25 protein-coding genes are annotated in these 24203 nt (G+C 67.0%); 17 read left to right on the top strand and 8 right to left on the bottom strand.

From position 1 onward, the window contains the following. Positions 1-15: 15 nt before the first annotated feature. From FHW58_RS11035 to chrA, 7 genes are all read left to right on the top strand, one after another. Complete coding sequence (locus FHW58_RS11035; RefSeq protein ID WP_179673040.1) at positions 16-3669, top strand: EAL domain-containing protein; 3654 nt, start codon at positions 16-18, stop codon at positions 3667-3669. A 79-nt stretch (positions 3670-3748) separates the two neighbouring features. Beyond that, on the top strand, positions 3749-5632 hold the full coding sequence (locus FHW58_RS11030) for a S9 family peptidase (RefSeq protein WP_179673039.1): 1884 nt from the start codon (positions 3749-3751) through the stop codon (positions 5630-5632). Between the two features lie 93 nt (positions 5633-5725). Next, complete coding sequence (locus tag FHW58_RS11025) at positions 5726-6088, top strand: phasin family protein (protein ID WP_179673038.1); 363 nt, start codon at positions 5726-5728, stop codon at positions 6086-6088. Positions 6089-6197: 109 nt separating this feature from the next. After that, positions 6198-6863 carry a TetR/AcrR family transcriptional regulator gene (locus FHW58_RS11020; RefSeq protein WP_090192246.1) on the top strand — a complete coding sequence of 222 codons (666 nt, stop codon included), beginning with the start codon at positions 6198-6200 and terminating at the stop codon, positions 6861-6863. Positions 6864-6879: 16 nt separating this feature from the next. Further along, the gene (locus tag FHW58_RS11015) at positions 6880-7680 is read left to right on the top strand and encodes a hypothetical protein (RefSeq protein ID WP_179673037.1); all 801 of its coding nucleotides are present in this window, start codon (positions 6880-6882) and stop codon (positions 7678-7680) included. Then, the gene (locus FHW58_RS11010; RefSeq protein WP_373996654.1) at positions 7661-8215 is read left to right on the top strand and encodes a TIGR00730 family Rossman fold protein; all 555 of its coding nucleotides are present in this window, start codon (positions 7661-7663) and stop codon (positions 8213-8215) included. The genes FHW58_RS11015 and FHW58_RS11010 overlap by 20 nt, the downstream gene beginning before the upstream one ends. 3 nt (positions 8216-8218) lie before the next feature. After that, entirely contained in the window at positions 8219-9403 is a 1185-nt protein-coding gene (gene chrA, locus FHW58_RS11005; protein WP_179673036.1) for a chromate efflux transporter, read from the top strand. Positions 9404-9616: 213 nt separating this feature from the next. Here the strand turns inward: chrA and FHW58_RS11000 are convergent, their stop codons facing one another. From FHW58_RS11000 to FHW58_RS10990, 3 genes are read right to left on the bottom strand one after another with little or no spacing between them, the layout of a single operon-like run. Next, positions 9617-10126, bottom strand: coding sequence for a M48 family metallopeptidase (locus FHW58_RS11000; protein WP_179673035.1), 510 nt, complete (start codon positions 10124-10126; stop codon positions 9617-9619). A gap of 39 nt (positions 10127-10165) precedes the next feature. Next, positions 10166-11122: a retroviral-like aspartic protease family protein gene (locus FHW58_RS10995; protein WP_179673034.1), complete on the bottom strand. Its 957-nt coding sequence runs from the start codon at positions 11120-11122 to the stop codon at positions 10166-10168. After that, positions 11122-11571 carry a hypothetical protein gene (locus tag FHW58_RS10990; RefSeq protein WP_179673033.1) on the bottom strand — a complete coding sequence of 150 codons (450 nt, stop codon included), beginning with the start codon at positions 11569-11571 and terminating at the stop codon, positions 11122-11124. The genes FHW58_RS10995 and FHW58_RS10990 overlap by 1 nt, the downstream gene beginning before the upstream one ends. A gap of 152 nt (positions 11572-11723) precedes the next feature. On the opposite strand from FHW58_RS10990, the gene modA reads away from it, so the two are divergent. The 4 genes from modA to FHW58_RS10970 are packed head-to-tail and all read left to right on the top strand — an operon-like array spanning position 11724 to position 14631. Continuing rightward, positions 11724-12467 (top strand): molybdate ABC transporter substrate-binding protein, encoded by a 744-nt coding sequence (modA, locus tag FHW58_RS10985; RefSeq protein WP_179673032.1) that lies wholly within the window; start codon positions 11724-11726, stop codon positions 12465-12467. Positions 12468-12470: 3 nt separating this feature from the next. Beyond that, entirely contained in the window at positions 12471-13151 is a 681-nt protein-coding gene (gene modB / locus FHW58_RS10980; protein WP_179673031.1) for a molybdate ABC transporter permease subunit, read from the top strand. Next, positions 13148-13837 (top strand): ATP-binding cassette domain-containing protein, encoded by a 690-nt coding sequence (locus tag FHW58_RS10975; RefSeq protein ID WP_179673030.1) that lies wholly within the window; start codon positions 13148-13150, stop codon positions 13835-13837. Before modB ends, FHW58_RS10975 begins: the two co-directional genes overlap by 4 nt. A gap of 2 nt (positions 13838-13839) precedes the next feature. Then, entirely contained in the window at positions 13840-14631 is a 792-nt protein-coding gene (locus FHW58_RS10970; protein ID WP_179673381.1) for a TOBE domain-containing protein, read from the top strand. On the opposite strand, the gene FHW58_RS10965 is transcribed toward FHW58_RS10970, so the two are convergent. Next, positions 14628-15461, bottom strand: a complete 834-nt coding sequence (locus tag FHW58_RS10965; RefSeq protein ID WP_218892658.1) for an oxidoreductase — start codon at positions 15459-15461, stop codon at positions 14628-14630. The two genes, FHW58_RS10970 and FHW58_RS10965, sit on opposite strands and share 4 nt — an antisense overlap. A gap of 113 nt (positions 15462-15574) precedes the next feature. On the opposite strand from FHW58_RS10965, the gene FHW58_RS10960 reads away from it, so the two are divergent. Beyond that, positions 15575-16495: an AraC family transcriptional regulator gene (locus FHW58_RS10960; RefSeq protein ID WP_179673028.1), complete on the top strand. Its 921-nt coding sequence runs from the start codon at positions 15575-15577 to the stop codon at positions 16493-16495. 8 nt (positions 16496-16503) lie between these two features. On the opposite strand, the gene FHW58_RS10955 is transcribed toward FHW58_RS10960, so the two are convergent. After that, entirely contained in the window at positions 16504-17289 is a 786-nt protein-coding gene (locus FHW58_RS10955; protein ID WP_179673027.1) for a helix-turn-helix domain-containing protein, read from the bottom strand. 97 nt (positions 17290-17386) lie between these two features. Here FHW58_RS10955 and FHW58_RS10950 point away from each other — a divergent pair, with 97 nt between their 5' ends. After that, on the top strand, positions 17387-18064 hold the full coding sequence (locus tag FHW58_RS10950; RefSeq protein WP_179673026.1) for an inositol monophosphatase family protein: 678 nt from the start codon (positions 17387-17389) through the stop codon (positions 18062-18064). A gap of 10 nt (positions 18065-18074) precedes the next feature. On the opposite strand, the gene FHW58_RS10945 is transcribed toward FHW58_RS10950, so the two are convergent. From FHW58_RS10945 to FHW58_RS10935, 3 genes are all read right to left on the bottom strand, one after another. Then, a complete protein-coding gene (locus tag FHW58_RS10945) occupies positions 18075-18395 on the bottom strand; it encodes a KGG domain-containing protein (protein WP_179673025.1) in 321 nt (106 codons plus the stop codon). Positions 18396-18481: 86 nt separating this feature from the next. Continuing rightward, positions 18482-18925: a phasin family protein gene (locus FHW58_RS10940; protein WP_179673024.1), complete on the bottom strand. Its 444-nt coding sequence runs from the start codon at positions 18923-18925 to the stop codon at positions 18482-18484. Positions 18926-18990: 65 nt separating this feature from the next. Continuing rightward, entirely contained in the window at positions 18991-20010 is a 1020-nt protein-coding gene (locus tag FHW58_RS10935; protein WP_179673023.1) for an NADP-dependent oxidoreductase, read from the bottom strand. A 157-nt stretch (positions 20011-20167) separates the two neighbouring features. Here FHW58_RS10935 and FHW58_RS10930 point away from each other — a divergent pair, with 157 nt between their 5' ends. From FHW58_RS10930 to FHW58_RS10915, 4 genes are read left to right on the top strand one after another with little or no spacing between them, the layout of a single operon-like run. Next, positions 20168-21013: an AraC family transcriptional regulator gene (locus FHW58_RS10930; protein WP_179673022.1), complete on the top strand. Its 846-nt coding sequence runs from the start codon at positions 20168-20170 to the stop codon at positions 21011-21013. 25 nt (positions 21014-21038) lie between these two features. Then, the gene (locus tag FHW58_RS10925; protein ID WP_179673021.1) at positions 21039-21602 is read left to right on the top strand and encodes a gluconate 2-dehydrogenase subunit 3 family protein; all 564 of its coding nucleotides are present in this window, start codon (positions 21039-21041) and stop codon (positions 21600-21602) included. A 1-nt stretch (position 21603) separates the two neighbouring features. After that, positions 21604-23343, top strand: a complete 1740-nt coding sequence (locus tag FHW58_RS10920) for a GMC oxidoreductase (protein WP_179673020.1) — start codon at positions 21604-21606, stop codon at positions 23341-23343. Between the two features lie 9 nt (positions 23344-23352). Further along, entirely contained in the window at positions 23353-24201 is an 849-nt protein-coding gene (locus FHW58_RS10915; protein ID WP_218892657.1) for a sugar phosphate isomerase/epimerase, read from the top strand. Positions 24202-24203 lie beyond the last annotated feature (2 nt).

Below are 24203 nucleotides of genomic sequence, written 5' to 3'. Positions count from 1 at the left end.
AAGGGGAGATCAAACGTGTCAGCACGGATCCTGATCATAGAAGACAACGCCACCAACATGGAGTTGATGGTGTATTTGCTGCACGCCTTCGGCTACGAGCCGCTGTCGGCCAGCGACGGCGAGGCCGGCGTGGCGGCGGCGCGCAAGGAGCAGCCGGACCTGATCATCTGCGACGTCCACCTGCCCAAGCTGGACGGCTACGGCGTGGTGGCCGCGCTCAAGGCCGATCCCGCGGTGCGCCACATCCCGGCGCTGGCGGTGACCGCGCTGGCCATGGTCGGCGACCGCGAACGCCTGCTCGAGGCCGGCTTCGACGGCTACATCGGCAAACCGATCGAGCCGGACACCTTCGTGGCGCAGATCGAGTCTTTCTTAAGCGGGGTAGTATCGTCCCCGAGTAACAAAAACGATACCGCCACGATCCTGATCGTGGACGATCATGTGCTCAACCGCGAATTCCTGATGACGCTGCTGAGCTACGGCGGCCACCGGCTGCTGGAGGCGTCGAACGGCGCCGAGGGCCTGAAGATGGTGCTGGCGGAAAAGCCGGACCTGGTCATCTCGGACATCCTGATGCCGAACATGGACGGCTACGAGTTCGTCACCCGCATGCACGCGCACGCCGAGACGGCCGACGTGCCGGTGATTTTCTACACCGCCACCTACCGCGAGCGCGAGGCGGTGGCGGTGGCGCAGTCGTGCGGCGTGCGCTGGGTGCTGCCCAAGCCGTCCGACCCGGAGGTGATCCTGCAGACGGTGCAGGAGGCGCTCGGCCTGGCCGACGCCGCCACGCCGGCCGAGCCGCTGCCGGCCTTCGCGCCCGCGCCGCCGGCCGAGGGCCGGCTGCACGACATCGACCACCAGGTGGCCGAGTACCTGGACGAGCTGGAATCGAGCAGCCAGCTGATGACGCTGCTGGCCAGCGACAGCATCGAGGCCTCGCCGGAAAACCTGTCCAACATGACGCAGCGGCTGTCGCACTCGCTGTCCAGCCTGCAGGCGGTGAGCCTGCGGCTGACCGCGCTGATCGAACTCGGCATCGAGCTCGGCGCCGAGCGCGACGCGCAGGCGTTGATGGACATCGGCTGCCGCGTGGCGCAGAACATCGGCGTGTCGAAATACGCCTGCATCGGCGTGCTGGAGCCGGGTGCCACCGAGCTGAGCTACTTTGCCAGCGCCGGCGCCGGCATGCCGCTGCGGCAGATCGCCCAGAGCCCGCGCGCCGGTGTGCTGCGCGGCCTGCTGGACCAGCGGCTGCCGTGCCGCATCAACGACCTCAACGGCGACCCCGGCACCATCGGCCTGCCGCCCACCCATCCGCCGGTGCATTCCTTCCTGGGCGTGCCGATCGCCTCGCGCGAGCGCACCCACGGCTGGCTGTACCTGGTCGACAAGCTGGGCGCCGACGGCTTCTCCGAGGTCGACGAGCGGGTCGCCGCCACGGTGGCGGCGCAGGTCGCGGTGGCGTTCGAGAACTTGCTGCTGTACGAGGAAATCAAGCGCCACCACGCGCAGCTGACGCTGGACATGAATGCCCGCATCCGGCTCGACGAGGACCTGCGCCGCTTCCGCCTGGCGATGGACGCCACCGCCGACGCCATCTTCCTGGTCGACCGCGCCGGCATGTGCTTTGTCGACGTCAACGCCACCGCCTGCCGCATGCTGGGCTTCGAGCGCGAGGACTTCCTGCAGGTCGGTCCCAACCGCTCGCTGGAAGGCGAGCTGCACAAGCTGGAAGAACTGTACGACAAGCTGCTGGCCGGCGACCAGAGCGGCGCCATGACCGAGCTGCTGTTGCACTGCAAGGACGGCACGCCGCTGGCGGTCGAGGTGCAGCGGCGCACGCTGCGCTCGGGATCGAGCTGGATCCTGGTGGCGGTGGCGCGCGACATCACCGAGCGCAAGGAGGCCGAGCAGCGCCTGCTCAAGCTGGCCCACTTCGACACCCTGACCGGCCTGCCCAACCGCAGCCAGTTCCACGACTCGCTGGTGCACTCGCTGCGCCAGGCGGCCGAGCACAAGTGGTCGCTGGCGGTGCTGTTCCTGGACGTTGACCGCTTCAAGAACGTCAACGACACGCTCGGCCACACCATCGGCGACGAGCTGCTGCGCCAGTTCTCCAGCCGGCTGGTCGACTGCCTGCGGGTGCGCGACACCATCGGCCGCTTCGGCGGCGACGAGTTTGCCGCCATCCTGATGCTGCCCGAGGGCGCGCAGAACGCGGTGGCGGTGGTCGACAAGATCCGCGACGCGCTGCGCCGGCCGTTCGACCTCAAGGGGCACGAGGTGACCGTCACGGCCAGCATCGGCATCGCCGTCTACCCGGACGACGGCGCCGCGCCGGACACGCTGATCCAGTACGCCGACACCGCCATGTACCGCGCCAAGGAAGCCGGGCGCGACGCCTTCCGCTTTTTCACCGCCGAGATGAACGCGCAGTCGCTGGCGCGGCTGGACCTGGAAAACGCGCTGCGCCGGGCCATCGAGAACGAGGAATTCGTGCTGCACTTCCAGCCCAAGGTGCACATCGGCAGCGGCCGCGTCAGCGGCGCCGAGGTGCTGATCCGCTGGCGGCGGCCGGGCCACGGCATGGTGTCGCCGGCGCTGTTCATCCCGCTGCTGGAGGAAACCGGGCTGATCGTGCGGGTCGGCACCTGGGTGATCCACGAGGCCTGCCGCAAGATCGCCCAGTGGCAGCGCGCCGAGGCCGGCGCCGTGCCGCTGTCGGTCAACGTCTCCGGCATCCAGTTCTTCGTTGGCGGACTGGAGGAGGAGGTGCTGAAGGCGATCCGCGAGCACGACATCGCGCCCGAGCTGCTGGAGCTGGAGCTGACCGAGAGCTCGCTGATGTCCAACGCCGAGGAAACCATTACCGTGCTGCAAAACCTGAAGGCGCTGGGGATCCAGATTTCCATCGACGACTTCGGCACCGGCTACTCGTCGCTGGCCTACCTGAAGCGCTTCCCGATCGACAAGCTGAAGATCGACATCGCCTTCGTGCGCGAGGTCACCAGCAATCCGGACGACGCCGCCATCGTGCTGGCCATCATCAACATGGCGCACAGCCTCAAGCTGAGCGTGGTGGCCGAGGGCGTGGAGAAGGAGGCGCAGCTGGCCTATCTGCACCGCCACAACTGCGACGAGATGCAGGGCTACTATTTCAGCCGGCCGCTGCCGGAGGACGAGTTCGAGGCCATGCTGCGCGAGGGGCGGCGGCTGCAGGCGCCGGCCGACGAGCGCGAGACCGACCAGCAGACCCTGCTGATCGTCGACGACGACGCCTTCATGCTGGACGTGCTGACCGACTTCCTGTCACAGGACGGCTACCGCATCCTGACCGCGCAGACCGCCGCCGAGGGCTTCGACATCCTGGCGCGGCACCGGGTGCAGGTGATCCTGTGCGACCAGTGCATGCCGCTGATGAGCGGCACCGAGTTCATGGAGCGGGTCAAGAACCTGTGTCCGGACACCTTCCGCATCATGCTGTCGGCCTACGCCGACCTGACGCCGATCATGGCCGCCATCAACCACGGCGCCATCGACCGCTTCTACACCAAGCCGTGGAAGGGCGCGATCTTGCGCGAAAACATCCGCGAAGGCTTCCGCCTGCACGCCCAGGCGCACGGGCCGCTGGCGGTGCGCAAGGAAGAGGCCAACATCGCCGAGTGAAGGGATAGCAAGGGAAAGCGTGACAGCGGAAGATGTCAAGTTTATAATTTCCCTGTTCCAACATTCCATTTCTTGCAAGATGCGATTTTTCTTCTGCCGCTGCGCGCTGCTGTGGGCGTGGGCCTGCACTGCGACGGCCGCGCCGTTGAGCGTCATCGAGGCCATCAATCCGCTCGGGGCCGTGAGCGCCAGCCTGGCGCCGGACGGCCGCCACGCCGCCATGATTTTCTTCGACGGTTTCACCTATGAATTGCAGGTCTACGACGTGGCGAGCCACGCCAGCAAGGTGCTGTACAGGAGCCAGCGGGTGGAAGAGGGTTACTGGCGCTTCACCAAGTCGCCCACCCGCGTCACCTGGGCCGGCAACGATTTGCTGGCGGTCGATTTCGGCATCGAGGCCGAGTCGATGGACCTGGACGGCAACAAGGTGGCCGACCTCGGCGAGGAGGTCATCGGTCGCGCCGAGGCAGGCAAGCCGGACTCGCCGTGGTTGCTGGTCTACACCGACGTCGAGGATGGCGACATCGCCCGCGTCAACGCCCGCACCGGGCAGCGCAAGAAGCTGCGCTACCCCAGCGGCAAGGTGACAAACTGGGCGTTTGACAGCCGCGGCGAACTGCTGGCCGTGACGCTGGTCAATTCGGCGTTCTGGCGCGATGTCTCGACCGTCAGCAACTGGTACCGGCCGAGCGCCGACGCCGAGTGGCAGAAACTGGCGGAGTTCGGCATCGGCGATGACTACTGGACGCCCGCCTTCGCGCCCGACGAACCGCACACCCTGGCGATCTGGTCGCGCCAGGGACGCGACACCTACGCCTTGTTCCGCTACGACACCGCGCGGCGCGAAATCGGCGAGCTGATGGCGGGCCATCCGACCCAGGACATCCTCAGCGCGGACGGCATCGACCCCTCGGCCTTCGAGCGGGTCACCACGCGCGGCATGCGCGTCGAGGAGGTGTGGTTCAATCCGGCGTGGGGCGGCGTGAAGACGGTGGTGGACCAGGCGCTGCCGAACCGCATCAACCGCCTCAGCGGCAATCCGCGCGGCATGGTGATGGTGTATTCCTACAGCGATGTCGAGCCCGGCGAATGGTATTTGCTCGACACCCCCAAGGGCGCGCTGCTGCGCCTGACCCGGCGCCGGCCGCTGCTGGACGAGGTGCCGATGCGGCCGATGGAAATCATGCAGTACCCGGCGGCGGACGGCCTGACGGTGCCGGCCTTCCTGACGCGGCCGGCCGACGGCGCCCACGGCGTGCCGCTGGTGGTGCTGATCCACGGCGGCCCGACCGCGCGCGACTATTGGGGCTGGAACGAGGAAGTGCAGCTGCTGGCGGCGCGCGGCTATGCCGTGTTCCAGCCGCAGTTCCGCGGCTCCAGCGGCTTTGGCAAGCGCTTCGAGCAGGCCGGCTACGGGCAGTGGGGCTTGTCGATGCAGGACGATGTCAGCGCCGGCGTGCGGCAGCTGATACGCCAGGGCGTGGCCGATCCGCAGCGCATCTGCATCGTCGGCGCCAGCTATGGCGGCTACGCGGCCTTGTGGGGGCTGGTGAAGACGCCGGAGCTGTACCGCTGCGGCGTCAGCTTCGCCGGCGTGACCGACATCGAATTCATGATGCACGACAGCTCCGACAGGGCCGGCAGCAAGGTCGCCCGCGAACTCATGCTGACGCGCATCGGCGACGCGCGCGTCAACCAGGAAAAATTCGATCAGGTCTCGCCGCTGAAGCAGGCCGCCCGCATCCAGGCGCCGGTGCTGCTGATGCACGGCGAGCAAGACCGGCGCGTGCCGATCGCCCACGGCGAAAAAATGAAGAAGGCACTGGAGGCGCAGGGCAAGCCGGTGCAGTGGCTGCAATTTCCCGAGGAGGGCCATGGCCTGCACTACCTGGCCAACGAGAAGAAGTACTACGACACGCTGCTCGAATTCCTCGACAACCACATCGGCGCGCCTGAGCGCTGAAGTTGGCCGACGTCGCGCCCTCCCATTAGTAAGCATTCTCTAGTCGGGCTGGCTTAGAATAAAATACCGGCAAACAGCACTGACAGGATGGAAATGGCTAAGAAGTTGAAGAAGAGCGACGACCAGCTGGCCGACGCGGTACGCATGTCGTCGCAGGAAATTTGGCAGGCCGGTCTGGCCGCCTTTGCCAAGGCGCAGGAAGAGGAGGGCAAGTTCTTCTCGATGCAGCTGTTCGAGGAACGCGTGCTGCGCGCGCTGAGCTCGATCGGCGTGCCGACCCGGCAGGAGGTCGACGCCCTGCGGCAGCGCATCGACGAGCTGACCCAACAGGTGGCGGCGCTGGGCGGCCAGCCGGCGGCGAAAAAGCGCGCGGCCAAGGCCGACAAGCCGGCCGCCGCCAAGCCGGCAGCCAAGAAAGCCGCCGCGAAAAAGCCTGCCGCCAAGAAAGCGAAATAGCTATCTGGCGGCATCTGGCCGTCATGTGCGCCTAACAGCAGCCGTGAGTGTTCCTCTGTGACGTGCATCGGTGTTATGCTTGCGCGAGAATAAACAGAGGTTCCTTGCTATGCTACAAAAAGCTCCCCGTCGCACCCGTGAACGCATCCTTGAACTGTCCTTGCGGCTGTTCAACGAGTTCGGCGAGCCCAACATCACTACCACGGTGATCGCCGAGGAGATGAACATCTCGCCGGGGAACCTGTACTACCATTTCCGTAACAAGGACGACATCGTCAACTCGATCTTCGTCCAGTTCGAGGCCGAGATCGAGCGCATCCTGACCGTGCCCAACGGCCGCCGCTCCAATATCGAGGACGTCTGGCTGTACCTGCACCTGATGTTCGAGCTGATCTGGCGCTACCGCTTCTTCTACCGCGACCTCAACGACCTGCTGTCGCGCAACCGCAAGCTGGAGCTGCACTTCAAGCAGATCCTGGCGCACAAGATCAAGGTCGCCAAGCAGCTGTGCGAGGACTTGCGCAGCGAAAAATCGCTGGAGGCCTCGGACACCGCCATCGACGCCATGGCCACCAACATGGTGGTGGTGGCAACCTATTGGCTGTCGTACGAGTACGTGCGCAATCCGCGCAAGTACAGCGAGCAGCAGTCGATGGCCGACGCGCTGGCGCGCGGCTGCTACCAGGTGCTGTCGCAGATCGGCCCGTATTTGCGCAACGAAACCGCGCTGCTGTTCCAGAAACTGTCCGAAGAATACCTGAAGAAACTCAAGTGAACTGAAGGAGGCCTTGATGGCGTGGACCGCTTTTCCGTACCCCGACCCGGCGTTTCGCTACACGCCGGAAACGCTGCAGGCGGCCTGGCCGCACTTGCACGGCGGCGACCGCGAAGCGTTCCCGAGCCATCCGGCGCTGGTGCAGGCGTGGATCGCCTTCCACGCCGGCGAGTTCGAGCGCGCCGCGCGGCTGGGGCTGGATGTCGGCGTCAACGGCTACGCGGTCGCCCACAAGGCCATCTGCATCTACACCACCTACCTGGAACCGAGCGACAAGCGGCGCCTGGCGACCTTTGAATGCGTGGCCGAGCGCTGCGAACGCCAGCAACTCGAGCAGCCCGGCAATCCGGCCGGCTACTACTGGCACGCCTACGCGCTCGGCCAGTATGCGCAGGGCATCTCGGTGGTCAAGGCGCTGGCGCAGGGGCTGGGCACGCGCATCAAGCGCAGCCTGGACATCGCCATCAAGCTGGAACCGCAGCGCGCCGACGCCCACATCGCGCTGGGCGTCTACCACGCCGAAATCCTGGACAAGGCCGGCGCCGTGCTGGCCGGCCTGACCTACGGCTGCCGCAAGGAAGAGGCCTACCGCCAGTTCGAGCTGGGCATGCAGCTGAATCCGGATTCGGCCATCGCCCGCATCCAGTACGCGCGCGCGCTGCTGATGCTGGACAAGAAAAACCGCCTGGCGCAAGCCCGGGATTTGTACGAGCAGGCCGCCTGCTGCAACGTCCGCGACGCAACCGAGCGGCTGGACCAGGAAGCGGCGCAACAAGCATTGGAAGAGGAAAAACTCGGTGGCTCAGTTGTTAAATAAAGCGATTTGCGTGTACTGCGGCGCCAACGCCGGCACGTCCCCCCGTTACGCCGAGGCCGCCCGCGCGCTGGGCCGGGCGCTGGTGGCGCGCAACCTGTCGCTGGTGTATGGCGGCGGCAAGGTCGGCCTGATGGGCATCATCGCCGACGAGGTGCTGCGGCTGGGCGGCGAGGTTACCGGCGTGATTCCCACCGCGCTGGTCGAGCGCGAGGTCGGCCACACCGGCCTGACGCGCCAGTTCATCGTCAAGGACATGCACGAGCGCAAGGCCATGATGGCGCAGCTGGCCGACGGCTTCATCGCCATGCCCGGCGGCATGGGCACGCTGGAGGAACTGTTCGAAATGCTGACCTGGTCGCAGCTGGGCATCCACGCCAAGCCGGTCGGGCTGCTGAACGTGGATGGCTTTTACGACAGCCTGATCGGCTTCATCCAGCACGCCAGCGAACAGGGCTTCATCCGCCCGCAGCACGTTGGACTGATGCAGGCCGACCGCGAACCGGAAGCGCTGCTCAGCCGCCTGGTCAGCCTCTGATCCATGGCCGAGCGCGCGCCGGCCTGGCACATCTTCCTGGTATTTCTGCGGCTGGGGCTGACGTCCTTCGGCGGCCCGATTGCCCATCTCGCCTATTTCCGCACCGAGTTCGTCGACCGCCGCCGCTGGCTGGGGGAAGGCGCCTACGCCGACCTGGTGGCGCTATGCCAGTTCCTGCCCGGCCCGGCCAGCAGCCAGGTCGGCATGGGCCTGGGGCTGATGCGCGGCGGCTACGCCGGCGCGCTGGCCGCCTGGGCCGGCTTTACGCTGCCGTCGGCGCTGCTGCTGACGCTGTTCGCACTGGGCATCGCCCACCACGCGGCCGCCGTGCCGGCCGGCGCACTGCACGGCCTCAAGGTGGTGGCGGTGGCGGTGGTGGCGCAAGCGGTGTGGGGCATGGCGCGCAACCTGTGCACCGACGTGCCGCGTGTCAGCGTCATGGCCGTGGCCACGTGCGCCGCGCTGATGCTGCCGGCCGCGCTGGCGCAGGTTGGCATCATCGCGCTGGCCGGCGTGGTCGGCCTGCTGCTGTTCCAGCCGCCGCCGGTGGCCGAGTACGCGCCGCTGGCGGTGCCGGTCGGGCGGCGCGCCGGCGTGGTGTGGCTGCTCGTCTTCTTTGGCTTGCTGGCCGCGCTGCCGGCGCTGCACGCGGCGCTGCCGTCGCAAGCGCTGGCGCTGGTCAACGCCTTCTATCGCGCCGGCGCGCTGGTGTTCGGCGGCGGCCACGTGGTGCTGCCGCTGTTACAGGCCGCCGTGGTCACGCCCGGCTGGGTCGACAACGACGCCTTCCTGGCCGGCTACGGCGCCGCGCAAGCGATCCCCGGTCCGCTGACCAGTTTCGCCGCCTTCCTCGGCGCCTCCCTCCACGGCGCGCCGACCGGCTGGAGCGGCGCCATGCTGTGCCTGGTGGTGATCTTCGCGCCGTCGTTCATGCTGGTGATGGGCGCCTTGCCGTTCTGGGAGCAGTTGCGCCGCCAGCGGCGCACCCGCGCGGCGCTGGCCGGCATCAACGCCGCCGTGGTCGGCCTGCTGCTGGCGGCCCTGTACCAGCCGGTCTGGACCAGCGCGGTGATGCGGCCGCGCGACTTCGGCATGGTGGTCATCGCGCTGGTGGCGCTGATGCACTGGCGCGTGCCGCCATGGCTGGTGGTGCTGGCCAGCGGCGTGGCCGGCTGGCTGCTGGCCTGACTGGTGCTGTGCGACGGCGCCGACGGTCCCGCCTGGGGCACCATGGATGTGGTGGAGCAGGTGGTGGCGCCACTGGTGCGTAATGTGCATCATCGGCCATCCGGTTGCCGCGCGGCGTGAGGCGGACTGTACGCCAAAGCAGGCTGCGGTGCTCGTTCCGCAAGTAGCGCTGCACGGCGCCCGCCCGTGCACCGACTCACCGACCGGTACTGTTTAGGCCCACAAGCGCTGGCCGCCGGCGTCGAGCGACGTCAGATACAAGCGCAGGTCGAATTCGTACTGGTGGTAGTTCGGTTCCATGTACGTGCACAGCTTGTAGAACGCCTTGTCGTGCTGCTTTTCCTTGATGTGCGCCAGCTCATGCACGGCGATCATGCGCAGGAATTCCAGCGGCACTTCCTTGAACATGGTGGCCACGCGGATCTCGTGCTTGGCCTTCAGCTTGCCGCCCTGGACGCGCGAGATCGCGGTGTGCAGTCCCAGCGCGTGGTTGATCACGTGGATCTTGCTGTCGTACTCGACCTTGTTGATCGGTTCGGCGTTGCGCAGGAATTCCGACTTCAGTTCCTGCACGTACTGGTACAGCGCGCGGTCGGTGCGCAGGTCGTGGGCTTTGCTGTAGCGCTTGCGCAGCACCTCGCCCAACTGGCCCTTGGCGATCAGTTGGGAGACTTGCTGCTGCGTTTGTTCGGAGTAGGCGCTGAGGTACTTCAGGTGAGACATGACGGCGGCGGAAAAGTGGCGAACCGCGAATGTATCACATCACGCGTCCGGCTCCGCAAACACGCGTCCACCCAGATAAGTGAAGTACACCCGCTGCTGGCTGTTGGCCAGCAGGACGCGGTGCGTTTTCAGGAAGTCGCGGCCCAGCACCATGTCGTAGTCCAGCTGGCGCGGCAGGCCGGCGTCATCGGTGCGGTCCACCACGGTCAGGGTGGGATGCTGGATCTGTTCCTCGCCGATGGCGAAGCTGTCGAAGGTGGCGCGCCACAGTGGCCGGCTGCCGGCGCCGACGCCTGCAGTCTTGCCGGCTGGCCGGCTGCCGGGAGAGTCGGGCTTGACGCCCAGCCGCTCGGCCGCCCGCTGGTCCAGGATCGAGACGGTGGCGCCGGTGTCGATGGCGGCCAGCATGGACTGGCCGTTGACGCGCACTTCCACCAGCGGCACCTTGCTGTAGGGGCGCGCTTGCAGCGCCACGCGGTCGGCGTCGGTCGACCAGTAGGCCAGCGTGTGGTCGCCGCAGTCGTGGAAGCGCAGGAAGCGGATGCGGTTGTCCGCCAGTTCCAGTTCCAGGTCGGCCTGCGTCAGGAAGTCGGCGCCGACCAGCGCGCCGAAACCGGACCATTCCAGCGCGTCGAGCACGGCAAAGTCGGCCTGCTTCACGCGGGCCGGGCCGACCGCCACTTCCTTCAGCCTGGCCGTAAAGGTGGCGGCCTTGCCGCCGATGCCGGCGGTCGTCTGGCGCAGCAGGCGCATCTCCACAAACTGGCGCTCCATCTCCGAGCGCAGCATGAAGGTGCGGTAGGAGCCGGTGTCGAGCACCATGTTGACTTGCTTGCCGTTGATCTCGCCCTGGATGGCCGGCAGGTTCTGGTTGCCCGGATAGCTGACCTGCATCGCGGCCAGTTCGGTGTATTCGCAGCCGGCGCGGGCCGGTGTCAGGGCAAAGGCCAGCAGCAGGCCGAGGGTGGCGTGCAGGGGGAGGGGGCGTGTGGTCATCAGTCGGTGGTGGTCAGGTTGTGGAAGGTGTTGTCTTTGAAATAGATGATCTCGCAGCTGGCTTCGCCATGACAGAGGCCGATGGCGTCAGTGGCAATGTCGACCGCCGCGCAGTAGCCGCCGTCGTGGCACGCCGGCCGGTAGCTGCCTGGATGAACCAGGGACAGCTGCGGCGGATTGGCCGGGCCGGCGCCGAAGGTGCGCACCACGCTGGCGTTGCCGCCGCTGGCGTCGCCGGGGAGGAGCAGCACACCGTAAGCGGCGCCGTTTCGCGCCAGCATGGTGATGTCTTGGTGGCCGGCGTGGCGGAAGTTGCCGTGCAGCGCGGATGCCGCCACGGGTGTCCACCCCGGCGGCAGCGTGGCGCCGGCTTCGGCGCCGCTGCCGGCGTGGACAATGCGGGCTGCCAGCAGCAGCGCGGCCAGCGATAACGAGCAAAGGGAACGCATGGTGTACCTCCTTGCGTACATTCTAAGGCGAATGCCAATTCGTTAAGCATTACGATTTGGTAATAAGCCGGACCTCATTCTTCCGGACAGTACCCGGATTGCCTTAGCGCTATATAATTGAGTTTATTGCGATAGCCATCAGGGGAGTGCGTATGTTGAAAGCGGGTGTAGCGATCATTCTGGCGGCGCTGGGCGCCTCGGCCTCGGCGGCGGACATCACGGTGTCTGCGGCGGCCAGCCTGACCAATGCCTTCAAGGAGATCGGCGCGGCGTACGAGAAGGAGCACGCCGGCGACAAGGTGCAGTTCAACTTTGCCGCCTCCGATCCGCTGGTGCAGCAGATCAGCCAGGGCGCGCCGGTGGACGTGTTCGCCTCGGCCGACCAGGACGCGATGGACAAGGCCGACCACCAGAAGCTGCTGGCGCCGGGCACCCGCAGGAACTTCGCCAGCAACAGCCTGGTGCTGATCGCGCCGCAGGGCGGCAAGGCGCCGGTCCGCAGCCTGAACGACGTGACGCAGGCGGCCGTGGCGCGCATCACCATTGGCAATCCGGCCAGCGTGCCGGTGGGGCGCTACACGAAGGCCGCGCTGGAGAACGCCAGGCTGTGGACGGCGGTGGCGCCCAAGCTGATCCTCGGCACCTCGGTGCGCCAGTGCCTGGACTACGTGGCGCGCGGTGAAGTCGACGCCGGTTTCGTCTACGCCACCGACGCCGCCATTGTCAGGGACAAGGTCAACCTGGTAGCCACGGTGCCGACCGACACGCCGGTGACCTATCCGATCGCGGTCATCGCCGCCGGCCCGCAAGCCGCCGCCGGCCGCAGGTTCGCCGATTACGTGCTGTCGCCGGCCGGCCAGGCGATCCTGGCCAAGTACGGTTTCGGCCGTCCGTAAAGCGTGGACACGTTCGATCCGGCCTGGGTGGCGCTGCGGCTGTCGCTGAAGGTGGCCTGCTGGGCCACGCTGATCGACCTGGTGCTGGGCGTGGCGCTGGGCTACCTGCTGGCGCGCACGCGCTTTCCGGGCCGCGAGCTGCTGGACGCCGTGCTGACGCTGCCGATGGTGATGCCGCCGACGGTGCTCGGCTACTATATGCTGGTGATCATCGGCCGCAACGGCGTGGTCGGCGCGTGGTTGCAACAGCACTTTGGCATCAACCTGATCTTCACCTGGCAGGCGGCGGTGATCGCCGCCGCCGTGGTGGCGTTTCCGCTGGTGCTGAAGGGCGCGCGGGCGGCGTTCGAAGGCATCGACACCCAGTTCGAGCAGGCCGCGCGCGTGCTGGGCGTGTCGTCGTTCGGCGTGTTCCTGCGCGTGACGCTGCCGCTGGCCTGGCGCGGCGTGCTGGGCGGCACCTTGCTGGCCTTCGCCCGCTCGATGGGCGAGTTCGGCGCAACGCTGATGGTGGCCGGCAGCATCCCCGGCAAGACGCAGACGCTGTCGATCGCCGTGTACGAGGCCGTGCAGGCCGGGCAGGACGACCACGCCAACCTGCTGGTGATCATTACCTCCGTGGTGTGCGTGGCCGTGCTGGTCGCCGCCAACAAACTGACGCCTAACCGCAATCCGCAAGCATGAGCACCCAATTCAAAGTCGACCTCCAGAAAACCCTGCGTTCCGGCGAGCGGGTGTTCCAGCTGCGGGCGGCGTTCGAGTCGTCCAGCCAGCGGGTGGTGGTGTATGGCGCATCTGGCGCCGGCAAGAGCCAGATGATGAAGGCGGTGGCGGGCCTGATGACGCCCGACCGCGGCCGCATCGAGCTGGCCGGCCGCTGCCTGTACGACAGCGCCGCCGGCGTCAACCTGCCGGCGCAGCGGCGCAAGGTGGCCTATCTGTTCCAGGACTACGCGCTGTTTCCGCACCTGAACGTGCGGCAGAACATTGGCTTCGGCCTGCAGCGCGGCTGGCGCAATCCGCTGGCGCGCGTCGACGGCGAGGCAATCCGCTACTGGCTGGCGGCGTTCGAACTGGAGCAGGTGGCCGACCAGTATCCGCACCAGTTGTCCGGCGGCCAGCGGCAGCGGGTGGCGCTGGCGCGCGCGCTGGCGCCGCAGCCGGACGCGCTGCTGCTGGATGAACCGTTTGCCGCGCTCGATCCCGGCCTGCGCGAACGCATGCGCTCCGAGCTGGGCGCGCTGCAGCGCCGGCTGGCCATCCCGATGCTGCTGATCACCCACGATCCGGAGGACGTGCGCGCCTTCGGCGACCACGTGCTGCGCATGGAAAATGGTAGCATCTTCCAGGTGGAGGAAAACGCGGCATGAGCATGGAATTGCAGGGCAATGTGTGGATGACTGTCGACGGCCAGAAGCTGGGCGGGCAGGACCGCGTGGCGCTGCTGGCGGCGGTGGCGGCGGAAGGGTCGATCACGGCGGCCGCCAAGGCGGTCGGCATGAGCTACAAGGGCGCGTGGGACGCGATCGAGGCGATGAACAACCTGGCCGGCGAACCGCTGGTCGAGCGCGCGGCGGGCGGCAAGGGCGGCGGCGGCACGCGGCTGACCGCGCGCGGCGCCCAGCTGGTGGAAAATTTCCGCAAGATCGATGCCGCGCACCAGGAGTTTGTCGCGCATCTGAGCAGCCAGTCGCACGCGCTGGCGGACGATTTCTTGCTCATACAAAGGATGAAGATGAAGACCAGTGCGCGTAACCAGTTCAGCGGCAAGGTGGTGGCGTTGAAGCAGGGCGCGGTGAATGACGAGGTGGTGCTGGAGATCGCCGGCGGCCAGCAACTGGTGGCCACCATCACGCGCGACAGCAGCGCCAGCCTGGGGCTGGCCGTCGGCGTGGAGGCGTTTGCCCTGATCAAGGCCTCGTCGGTGATCGTCGCCACCGAACTGGGCGACGTCAAGCTGTCGGCGCGCAACCGCCTGACGGGCCAGGTCAGCCGGGTGCAGCAGGGCGCCGTCAACACCGAAGTCAGCATCGAGCTGCCGGGTGGCGCCACCATCGCTGCCATCGTCACCAAGGACAGCAGCGATGCGCTGGCGCTGGCGGTCGGCGCCGAGGCCAGCGCCATCTTCAAGGCCTCCAGCGTCATCATCGGCACGCCCGCCTAATTGGCCTGGTCGTCGGTGGAGCGCGTCAGCGCTTCCCAGGCGCCGATGTCCTGCTCCATCTGCGCCAGCTTGGCGCGCACCAGGCCGAGCGCGTCGCTGCCCAGCAGCAGGTGCGCCGGCGGTTGCGCCAGCCCGGTCAGCGTCAGGATGGCTTGCGCGGCCTTGGCCGGATCGCCGGGCTGCTTGCCGCTGCGGGCGGCGCGGGTGGCGCGGATCGGATCGAACAAGGCGTCGTAATCGGCGATGCTGCGCGCCGAGCGCACCATCGAGCGGCCGGCCCAGTCGGTGCGGAACGAACCCGGCGCCACGGCGGTGACGTGAATGCCGAACTGGCGCACCTCCTTGCCCAGCGTTTCGGAGATGCCTTCCAGCGCGAACTTGCTGCCGGCGTAGTAGGCGATGCCCGGCATGGTGATGAAGCCGCCCATCGACGTGATGTTGATGATGTGGCCGCGCCGGCGCTGGCGGAACAGCGGCAGGAAGGCCTTCATCATCGCCACCGCGCCAAACACGTTGACGTCGAACTGGCGGCGCATCTCGTCCAGCGGCGATTCCTCCATCACGCCCTCGTGGCCATAGCCGGCGTTGTTGACCAGTACGTCCACCGGGCCGACGCTGGCCTCGGCCCGGGCCACGGCGGCGTCGATGGCGCCGAAGTCGGTCACGTCCAGCACGCTGGCGTGGGCCTGGGGATGCAGGGCGTCGAATTCGGCGCGCGCCTGCTCGTTGCGCACGGTGCCGATGACGGTGTGGCCGGCGGCCAGCGCCGCTTCCGCCAGCGCGCGGCCGAAGCCGCTGCTGACGCCGGTGATAAAGAAGGTCTTGCTCATGGTGATTCCTTTGCAGTCAGTCGAGGCTGCCATGGTAGGTGCGGCGACGGCTGGCGGCCATGCCGGAAGCTCTGCTTCATTTGCCTGATTCTCTGAGCGGGTACAATTCCCCCATGAAAAATCGCATCGTCACCCTGATGGAGCGCCTGGCGCCGGTGGAGGGCTACAACCTGTCCGCCTTGCCGGATGTGCGCTTCCTGCGCTCTAACCGCCCGCTGGACCGGACCCCTGTGTTGTACGAGCCCGGCATCGTGATCGTCGGCCAGGGGCGCAAGCGCGGCTTTCTGGGCGGGCAGGAATATGTCTATGACGCCCGGCATTGCCTGGCGGTGTCGGTGCCGGTGCCGTTTTCCATGGAAACCGAAGCCAGCGCGGAGGCGCCGCTGCTGGCGATGTACCTGCGGCTGGATTTCCAGCTGACCGCCGATCTGCTGCTGGAACTGGAAGCGCAGGGGCAGTCCGTGCAGGCCGAGCCGCGCGGCATGCTGTCGACGCCGATGGACGCGCGCCTGACCGCGTCGGTGCTGCGCTTCCTGGAAGTGCTGCCGGAGCCGCTCGATCTGGCCATGCTGGGCCCGGCCTTGCTGCGCGAAATCTACTACCGCGTGCTGACCAGCGCGCAGGGCGCCGCCATGCGCGCGGCGCTGATGCAGCAGGGCCGCTTTGCCGCCATCTCGCGCACGCTGCGCAAGATCCATGCCGCGTTCAGCGAGGAGCTGGATATCGGCCAGCTGGCAAGCGAGGCCAACATGAGCGTGGCGACCTTCCATCATCACTTCAAGGCGGTGACCAGCACCTCGCCGATCCAGTACCTGAAGTCGACCCGGCTGCACCAGGCGCGCCTGCTGATGCTGCGCCACGAGATGTCGGTGGCCGCCGCCAGCGCCGAGGTTGGTTACGAGAGCGCGTCGCAGTTCAGCCGCGAGTTCAAGCGCCTGTTCGGCCTGAGTCCGGCCAAGGAGGTGGAGCGCATGCGGCAAACCTTTGCCATGCCGGACCCGCAGCCGTCGCCGGCATGGGTGGCGGCCCATTAGGCAGACCGTCAGGCGGCGAAGCGCGCCGGCGTGGTGCCGAGAATCCGGCGGAACAGCGCGATGAAGCTGCTGACGCTGTCGTAGCCGAGGCTGAGCGCCACCGTGGTGACGGAGGCGCCGCCGTTCAGCAATTCCATGCCTTTCTGCAGGCGCGCCACCTGGCGCCACTCGACCACCGACATGCCGGTTTCGTTGCGGAAATGGCGGGTCAGGCTGCGGCGCGACCAGCCCAGCTGATCCGCCCAGGCGTCGAGGTCGGTTTCATCGGCCGGGTCTTGCGCGATCGCCGCCGCCATCGCCAGCAGACGCGGGTGGCGCGGCATGGTCAGGTGCAGCGGATCGGGCTGCGCCGCGCGCATCTCGTCGAGGAACACCGTCATCAGGCGCAGGCCGGCGGCGTCGGGCGGCGTGCCGTGCGGCCAGCGGCACATGCGCTCCAGCAGCGATACCGCCAGCGGCGACATGCGCAGCGCCAGCGATTGCTCTGGAAAGCCGGCGCACAGCGATGGCGCGATGTGGATGGTGTGGCCGGCCAGGCCGGGCTTGAGCGTGTTGCCGTGTACGCTGGCGGTGTGCGGCATGTAGGGCGGAATCCAGCCCAGCCGTCCGGGGGGCAGCACCTGGCGGTTGCCGCCGGCCTCGACCAGGATCACGCCCTGCGCCGGAATGTACATCTGGCCTTCCGGATGGTGGTGTGTCAGCTTGGTCTTGCCGATGCCGCCGTCGGTATGCTGGGCGGCGACGTAGATGGGCAGGTCGTCGCTCAGCCGTTTATCGCCATAGTAATTGCTCATGTTGTGGCCCGATCGCGTTATCAGTTGTCCTCTGGCGGTTAGCTGTGGTGGCATTTTACAGGCAATCTACAGCTTTCATCCAGCGCGGGGAACACGCATGACTGCAATCGATACGGAAGGCGTACTGGAACTGGTACGCGAGCTGGGCGCCGACCTGTGCGCCAGCTTCTGGCGCCGCGCGCCGGCATTGACCATGCGCGAGGTGCTGGCCGCCAGCGACCGCCTGCAGCGCGCGCTGGCGGCCGACTACCCGGACATCGCCTGGGCCGACGGTCAGCTCAGCGAGGAATACGCGCGGCGCGGCGAATACTGGATCGGCGACGCCGTCGACGGCGCCGCGCACTTCCTGCGCGGCATTCCCAACTGGTGCATGTCGCTGACGCTGATGCGCGAGGGTGTGCCGGTCTTCACCGTGATCCACGACGCCATGCATGACGAGCTGTTCCATGCGTTGCGCGGCCATGGTGCCTGGTACAACGGCCAGCCGCTGCGCGTCAGCGCCGACCGCCAGCAGGGGCTGATCGCCACCCGCAGTCTCGGCCCGACCTCGCTGCAACTGGCGTACGTGGCGGCCGGCCGGCTCGACGGTTTCTGGCAATACGGCGCGGACGGTTGTTACAGCATCGGCGGCACGCTGCTGCTGCACGAGGCGGGCGGGTTGGCGACGCAGGCCGATGGCCAGCCGTACCGCCTGACCTCGCCGAGCATTGCCGCCGCGCCGCCCGGCGTCCACGCAGCGGTGCTGCGTTGCCTGCGCGGGCGCCTGGCGGCATAGCACGTCCGGCTCACTGTTTGTTGCCGCCCTTGGCCGATTGCTCGGCGCCTGTGCCGCGGATTCTTTCCGCATTGGCGCGGGCGGCGGACTGGCGGCTCTCGCCGCCCTTGCGGCCGATGGCGGCCATGTGCTCGCGGTCGCGGCTGACGGCCTCGCCGCCTTTCTGCCCGGCGCGGCGCGCCTCCTCGGAATCGAATTCGTGCGCCGTGCCTTTCTGGTGGGCGGCCTGGCCGCCCTTGCTGGCGATGGCGCGCTGGGTGGCTTCGTCCATGGCGGCGAAGCCGCGCTTGGCCGCGCCCTTGGGTTTGTCGTTTGTCGTGTTACTGGCCATATAAACCTCCGTCTGAAAGGAAAAGAAAACAGCAGCGCGTCTGCTGTTCTGTGTGGTTAGAGTTGCAAGGTTGACGGAAGTTCCAGTTAGTGACGCAGCTGGCTGCCCGGCTGGAAGCGCGCCAGTTGCTCGGCGGCGCGGGCGGTCTGGGTGGCGGCCTCGCGCAGCATGTTGTCGGCCATGGCGCTGGCGGACTTGCGCACGGCCGGCATGCGGTCGGCGGCGGTTTGCGAGGTGGCGGCGTGACAACGGCTCAGCACCTCGGACACGCGGCGCTGGTAGGTGGTGAACGCCGGGCTGCCGGGCGTGAACTGGGCCGCCATGGCCGAGCCCAGCTGGCTGGTGTCCCTGCTGGCCATCAGGCGCTGGGTATTGGCGCCGGCCTCGGCAATCAGGTCGCGGCCCAGTTGCAGATTCAGCTCGGTCAGGCTTTGCGTGGCGTCGAACCAGCACTGCGCCATGCCGACGTAGAGGTCGATCAGGTTGTCGCAGTGGGTGCGGAATGCGGGATTGGGGAGATGGGGAAACATGTGGAGTCCTCGGCGTGTTGGCGGTACAGGAATAGACGCCGAGGCGGGCGGAAGGTTCCGCAGTTTTACGGCGTGGCCACCTGCAGCACCAGCTTGCCGAAGTTTTTCCCTTCAAACAGCATGTTCAGCGCCGACGGGAAGTTTTCCAGGCCCTGCACCACGTCTTCCTTGCTCTTGATCTTGCCGTCCTTCATCCAGCCGGCCAGCGCGGCCACGCCGATGGGGTAGCGGTCGGCGTAATCGAAGACCACGATGCCTTCCATGCGCGCGCGGTTGACCAGCAGCGACAGGTAGTTGGACGGCCCCTTGACCGCCGTGGTGTTGTTGTACTGCGAGATGGCGCCGCAGATGACGATGCGCGCCTTCATGTTAATGCGGGTGAGCACGGTGTCGAGGATGTCGCCGCCGACATTGTCGAAGTAGACGTCCACGCCCTGCGGGCAGTGTTGCTTCAGGCCGTCCTTGACCGATGCGTTCTTGTAGTCGATGCAGGCGTCGAAGCCCAGTTCGTTGACGACGAAGTCGCACTTCTCCTGGCCGCCGGCAATGCCGACCACGCGGCAGCCGAGCTGCTTGGCGACCTGGCCCACGGTCTGGCCGACCGCGCCGGCCGCGCCCGACACCACCACGGTGTCGCCGGCCTTGGGCTGGCCCGATTCGATCAGGCCGAAGTAGGCGGTCATGCCCGGCATGCCCAGCGTGTTGAGGTAGGTGGTCAGCGGCGCCAGCTTGGGATCGACCTTGTGGAAAGCAGCGTGCTTGTCGTCGCCGGGGCCGGTCCAGTAGCGCTGCACGCCGGTGCCGCCCTGCACGTAGTCGCCGACCGCAAAGCGCGCCGATTTCGACTCGGTGACGATGCCGACGCCGCCGGCACGCATCACCTCGCCGATGTTGACCGGGCGGATATACGATTTGCCCTCGTTCATCCAGCCGCGCATGGCCGGGTCGAGCGACAGGTACAGCACCTTGATGCGGACCTCGCCGTCGGCCAGCGCGCGCAGCGGCTCCTCGACCTGTTGCCAGTCGCTGTCCTTGACCATGCCGACCGGGCGCGCAGCCAGGCGGAATTGCAGATTTGTCTCCATAGTTCCTCCTTGTAGTTCTACTATCATACCTAAAAAAGTACGTCCGTGCGGTTTATTTGCGTTTGCCGATTTTGTTATAAATTTTTCCGATTTTTTGCTACTTCGGCATTGTTGCTGGTGCTACCATCGTGGCCAGACTAGCGAATGGCGAAATGCGATGAGCACAAGGATGATCGGGCTGGGCATGGCGGTGGCAAGCGCCGACGGGCCAGCGGAAAATGACCAAAAAACGCAGCCCCGGGCGGCCTCGGTCGCCGATTGCGCCGGCTTTTTTCAGCAGCACGGCATCTCCACGCCCAGCGTGCTGTTCGACGACCTCCAGGACACCTATTATTTCGCCAAGAACCGCGCCGGCCAGTTCGTCTGGGGCAACCGGTTGCTGCAGGAGCAGCACGGCGTGGCCAGCGTGATCGGCCGTTCCGACCACGACTTCTTCCGCCACGACATCGCCGACCGCATCCGCGCCGACGATCTGCGGGTGATGGACAGCGGCGAGGCGGTCAAGAACAAGCTGGAGGTCATCGGCGGCAACAACGGCACGCTGACCTGGCTGCTCACCACCAAGGCGCCGCTGCGCGACCGCCATGGCGAGATCGTCGGCGTGGAAGGCTTCAGCCGCGACGCCCGCCGCTCGGAAGCGGCGCTGGCGCCGTTCCACGTGTTCAAAAGCTGCATCGAATACCTGCAAGCCCATCTGACCGAGGACATCAGCATCGAGCACCTGGCCAGCCTGTCGTGCATGTCGCTGTCGACCTTCGAACGCAAGTTCAAGCAGCATTTCTCGCTGACGCCCAAGCAATACATCCTGCGCATGAAGATCCACGAGGCCTGCCGCCTGCTGCCGGGCAACCAGAGCATCGCGCGCGTGGCGCTGGCCACCGGCTTTGGCGGCCAGAGCTATTTCACCAAGATTTTCCGCAGCGTGGTTGGCATCACGCCCAAACAGTACCAGCTGTCCCTGATCGCCTCCGGGCGCATGGGGACGGCCCGAAGGAGCAGTTGACCGCATAAACATCCCTGGAGGAGACATGTTGCATACCGAACGAGAGGCAAACGGACGCAGAGCCGCTCTCATCAAACTGGCCGCGCTGTCCGGCGTGGCCCTGTCCGGCGACGCGCTGGCGGCGCTGGCGCAGGCGCAAGACCCGTCGATGGCGCCGGGATTATTGAGCGGCGACGCGCTGGCGCTGACCGCCGTGCTGGTGGATCACATCATTCCCGCCACCGACACCCCGGGCGCGCTGGCGGTGGGGGCGCACCGCACCATCAGCCATCTGCTGCAGGCCTGCGCCACGGTGCAGCAGCGGCAGTCCTTTATGGCCGGGCTGGCGCGCGTCGACGCGCGGGCGGGGCAGCGCTTCGCCGCGCTGCCGGCCAGCCGCCAGGTGGCGCTGCTGCGCGCGATGGACGAGGGCAAGCCGCCGTTCGCCGCCGAGGACCGGCAGTTCTTCCGCGAACTGAAGTCCTACACGCTGTTTGCCTACTACACCTCGGAGGCGGGCGCCACCCGCGAGCTGGCATACCTGCCGGTACCCGGCGGATTCAAGGGCAATGTCCCGGTCCGCAGCACCACCCGCACATGGGCGATCTGATATGAGCCAGACAGCCTCTTTCTACATCAAGCAGAGCGCCGAGGTGTTTGACGCCATCGTGGTCGGCTCCGGCATCACCGGCGGCTGGGCCGCCAAGGAATTGTGCGAGCGCGGATTGCGCACGCTGATGGTCGAGCGCGGCCGCCCGGTCGAACACCGCAGCGACTACACCGGCGAAGGCGTGGACGAGTGGGCGCTGCCCAACCGCGGCCTGGTCGATGAAAAACTGGCGAGCGAACAGTTCTTCGAACAGCGCAAGTGCTATGCCTTTGACGACCACACCAAGCACTTCTTCAACAACGACCGCGATATGCCGTACAGCACGCCCGACGGCCGTCCGTTCAGCTGGATACGCGGCAACCAGCTGGGCGGCAAGTCGCTGATGTGGGCGCGCCAGTCCTACCGCTGGAGCGACCTTGACTTCGGCGCCAACGCCAGGGATGGCCATGGCGTCGACTGGCCGATCCGCTATGCCGACCTGGCGCCGTGGTACAGCCACGTCGAAAAGCACGTCGGCATCAGCGGCGCGCGCGAAAACCTGGCGGTGCTGCCGGACAGCGAATTCCTGCCGGCCTTCGAATTCAACACCGTCGAGGCGGCGATGAAGAAGAAATTCGATGCCGCCTTCGCGCCGGCGCGCATGATCATGGGCCGCTGCGCTCACCTGACCCAGCCGACGCAGCAGCACCTCGACGCCGGACGCGGCCAATGCCAGGCGCGCAGCATGTGCCAGCGCGGCTGCTCCTTCGGCGCCTATTTCTCGACCCAGAGCTCGACCTTGCCGGCCGCCGCCGCCACCGGTCGGCTGAGCATCGCCACCAATGCCATCGTCCACAGCGTGCTGTACGACCCGAACACCAACCGCGCCACCGGCGTGCGCGTGATCGACGCCGAGACCATGGAAAGCCGCGAGTTCCACGCGAAGGTGGTGTTCCTGTGCGCTTCGACGCTGGGCAGCACCCAGGTGCTGCTGAACTCGACGTCGGCAGCCTTCCCGACCGGCCTGGGCAACTCTTCCGGCGTGCTGGGCCATTACCTGATGGACCACCTGTTCGGCGCCGGCGCCCATGGCCGCGTGGAAGGCTTCGAGCACGATTACTACTCGGGCCGGCGGCCGACCTCGCCGTACATCCCGCGCTTCCGCAACGTCACGGACCAGCATCCCCACTTCCTGCGCGGCTACGCGCTGGCCGGCGGCGCCGCGCGCGAGGGCTGGCAGTCGCAGGGATGGAAGCCCGGCTTCGGCAAGGAATACAAGGCCATGATACGCAAGCCGGGGCCGTGGCATTTCGGCCTGTCCGGCCAGGGCGAGATGCTGCCGCGCTACGAAAACATGGTCAGCCTGCATCCGACCAGGAAGGACAAGTGGGGCATGCCGCTGCTGCACATCGACTGCGCCTACTCGGACAACGACAACAAGATGCGCGAGGACATGGCTGACACCGCCGCCAACATCCTGGAGTCGCTGGGCGTCAAGGACGTCAAGAAGTCCGTCAAGCCGGCGGAGGAGTGGGCGCCGGGCCTGTCCATCCACGAGATGGGCACGGCGCGCATGGGACGCGACCCGCGCACCTCCATGCTGAATGGCCACAACCAGTCGCACGACGTGCCCAACCTGTTCGTGACCGACGGCGCCAGCATGTGCTCGGGCGCCTGGCAAAACCCGTCGCTGACCTTCATGGCGATCACCGCCCGCGCCTGCGCCTATGCAGTCGATCAACTCAAGCTTGGCAATATTTAAGGAATGACGATGAACGCAATCCAACGCAATGCCCTGACGCTGTGCCTGCTGATGGCGACCGGCGCCGCGCAGGCCGCCACCAATCCGCGCCTGGCGGTGCAACTGTGGTCGGTCAAGGACGAGATCAAGCAGGACTACGAGGGCACGCTGACCAGGCTAGCCGGGCTGGGCTTCCAGGGCGTGGAGTTTGCCGGCGAGTTCGGCAAATACAAGGACGATCCGGCCGGCCTGGCGGCTTTCCTGAAGAAAACCGGCCTGCAATGTGCCGGCGCCCACATGCATGTCGATAAACTGGACGCGGCCAATTTCAAGGCCACCACCGATTTCTACCGCGCGCTCGGCTGCAACCGCCTGATCATCTCGATGGACAAGCGCGGCGCCAGCAAGGACGGCACGGCCGACCTGGCCAAGGAACTGAGCGCCGTGTCGGCCAGGCTGGCCGGGCAGGGCATGCAGCTCGGCTATCACAATCACGAGCAGGAGATGCTGGGCCAGCGCGACCAGACCAACTGGGATTTGCTGGCCAAGAACACGCCATCCAACTTCGTGCTGCAGCAGGACGTCGGCTGGACCACCTATGCCGGCCAGGACCCGGTCTACTACGTGGACAAATATCCCGGCCGCACCGTGACCACGCACTTCAAGGCCAAGCTGGCCAAGGGCACCAGCGGCACGCCGATCATCGGCCAGGATCGCACCGACTGGAGCGGGCTGGCCAAGGCGGTGCGCAAGGTCGGCGGCACCGAGTGGATCATCATCGAGCAGGAGGAGTACCCGAACGGCATGGGCCAGCTGGACACGGTGGCGGCGTCGATGCGCGGCCTGCAGGCGGTGCTGGCCAAGCTGCCGGCGCAATAAGC

Origin of the sequence: Duganella sp. 1224 (genome assembly GCF_013408245.1) — a bacterium.
Lineage (GTDB): Bacteria > Pseudomonadota > Gammaproteobacteria > Burkholderiales > Burkholderiaceae_D > Rugamonas.
This window is presented reverse-complemented; position numbering and strand designations above follow the sequence as displayed.

Excerpts from the sequence above, each read along its gene's own strand:
- FHW58_RS10940 (WP_179673024.1), bottom strand. The coding sequence starts at position 18,925 with ATGTTTCCCCATCTCCCCAATCCCGCATTCCGCACCCACTGCGACAAC.
- FHW58_RS10930 (WP_179673022.1), top strand. The coding sequence starts at position 20,168 with ATGAGCACAAGGATGATCGGGCTGGGCATGGCGGTGGCAAGCGCCGAC.
- FHW58_RS11000 (WP_179673035.1), bottom strand. The coding sequence starts at position 10,126 with ATGTCTCACCTGAAGTACCTCAGCGCCTACTCCGAACAAACGCAGCAG.
- FHW58_RS10960 (WP_179673028.1), top strand. The coding sequence starts at position 15,575 with ATGAAAAATCGCATCGTCACCCTGATGGAGCGCCTGGCGCCGGTGGAG.
- FHW58_RS10915 (WP_218892657.1), top strand. The coding sequence starts at position 23,353 with ATGAACGCAATCCAACGCAATGCCCTGACGCTGTGCCTGCTGATGGCG.
- FHW58_RS10995 (WP_179673034.1), bottom strand. The coding sequence starts at position 11,122 with ATGACCACACGCCCCCTCCCCCTGCACGCCACCCTCGGCCTGCTGCTG.
- chrA (WP_179673036.1), top strand. The coding sequence starts at position 8,219 with ATGGCCGAGCGCGCGCCGGCCTGGCACATCTTCCTGGTATTTCTGCGG.
- modA (WP_179673032.1), top strand. The coding sequence starts at position 11,724 with ATGTTGAAAGCGGGTGTAGCGATCATTCTGGCGGCGCTGGGCGCCTCG.
- FHW58_RS11030 (WP_179673039.1), top strand. The coding sequence starts at position 3,749 with ATGCGATTTTTCTTCTGCCGCTGCGCGCTGCTGTGGGCGTGGGCCTGC.
- FHW58_RS10975 (WP_179673030.1), top strand. The coding sequence starts at position 13,148 with ATGAGCACCCAATTCAAAGTCGACCTCCAGAAAACCCTGCGTTCCGGC.
- FHW58_RS10920 (WP_179673020.1), top strand. The coding sequence starts at position 21,604 with ATGAGCCAGACAGCCTCTTTCTACATCAAGCAGAGCGCCGAGGTGTTT.
- FHW58_RS10925 (WP_179673021.1), top strand. The coding sequence starts at position 21,039 with ATGTTGCATACCGAACGAGAGGCAAACGGACGCAGAGCCGCTCTCATC.
- FHW58_RS11015 (WP_179673037.1), top strand. The coding sequence starts at position 6,880 with ATGGCGTGGACCGCTTTTCCGTACCCCGACCCGGCGTTTCGCTACACG.
- FHW58_RS10955 (WP_179673027.1), bottom strand. The coding sequence starts at position 17,289 with ATGAGCAATTACTATGGCGATAAACGGCTGAGCGACGACCTGCCCATC.
- FHW58_RS10965 (WP_218892658.1), bottom strand. The coding sequence starts at position 15,461 with ATGAGCAAGACCTTCTTTATCACCGGCGTCAGCAGCGGCTTCGGCCGC.
- FHW58_RS10970 (WP_179673381.1), top strand. The coding sequence starts at position 13,840 with ATGGAATTGCAGGGCAATGTGTGGATGACTGTCGACGGCCAGAAGCTG.
- FHW58_RS10990 (WP_179673033.1), bottom strand. The coding sequence starts at position 11,571 with ATGCGTTCCCTTTGCTCGTTATCGCTGGCCGCGCTGCTGCTGGCAGCC.
- FHW58_RS10950 (WP_179673026.1), top strand. The coding sequence starts at position 17,387 with ATGACTGCAATCGATACGGAAGGCGTACTGGAACTGGTACGCGAGCTG.
- FHW58_RS10945 (WP_179673025.1), bottom strand. The coding sequence starts at position 18,395 with ATGGCCAGTAACACGACAAACGACAAACCCAAGGGCGCGGCCAAGCGC.
- FHW58_RS11025 (WP_179673038.1), top strand. The coding sequence starts at position 5,726 with ATGGCTAAGAAGTTGAAGAAGAGCGACGACCAGCTGGCCGACGCGGTA.
- FHW58_RS10935 (WP_179673023.1), bottom strand. The coding sequence starts at position 20,010 with ATGGAGACAAATCTGCAATTCCGCCTGGCTGCGCGCCCGGTCGGCATG.
- FHW58_RS11020 (WP_090192246.1), top strand. The coding sequence starts at position 6,198 with ATGCTACAAAAAGCTCCCCGTCGCACCCGTGAACGCATCCTTGAACTG.